Below are 800 nucleotides of genomic sequence, written 5' to 3' on the forward strand. Positions count from 1 at the left end.
ATCAGCAAATAAAGTTGTATAAATACAGCGAGTTGAGTAATAGTATCCTCCGAAAGGGGGATACAGACCTTGAGTATTATAACCGATCAACAAGTGAGGAGACTGATGGAAGAGATGAACAGCAATGGCAAAAAGGGTTATGCCGCGATGAAGTCGGGAATGAATCGGCGTACGGCAGCCAAGTATTTGGAATTGGGCAAATTGCCTTCTGAGATGCCGGCAGTCGAACGCACGTGGCGCACGCGGCAAGATCCATTTGAAGCGCATTGGCCCGAGGTTAAACAGCGGCTTGAAGATGCGCCTGAACTTGAAGCCAAGATTTTATTTGAGCATCTATGTGAAACATATCCGGAGCATTATCAGCAGAGTCAACTTAGGACATTACAAAGACGCATTAAACATTGGAGAGCAACCCAAGGACCGGATAAGGAGGTATTTTTTGCCCAAAAGCACCATCCGGGTCAATTAATGCAGACCGACTTTACCCATATGAATACGCTTGGCGTGTGTATTGGCGGTGAAGATTTTAAACATATGTTTTGTCACAGCGTATTGACCTATTCAAATTGGCAATGGGGCCGGGTGTGTTTTTCAGAGTCCTTTGAAGCGATCAAGCTGGGAGTGCAATCGAGCCTGGTAAAACTGGGACGCGTGCCGGTCAGACATCGCACGGATGGTACCACCGCAGCCACCCATCAGATAGCCAAAGGGCAAAGGGGAAAAAGACCTTTTACCAAGGATTACGAACCGTTTATGGATCATTTTGGAATGCTTGCCGAGACGGTGTCCGATCCCAATCA

General features: G+C 47.1%; 1 pseudogene. It reads left to right on the forward strand.

The features are described from left to right. Positions 1–105 precede the first annotated feature (105 nt). Positions 106–800 (forward strand): annotated as a pseudogene (locus GY683_RS07805) (IS21 family transposase); the annotation flags it as partial.

The sequence above is a fragment of the Moraxella sp. genome, from assembly GCF_024227015.1.
In the GTDB taxonomy this organism is placed as follows: Bacteria; Pseudomonadota; Gammaproteobacteria; order Pseudomonadales; family Moraxellaceae; genus Moraxella.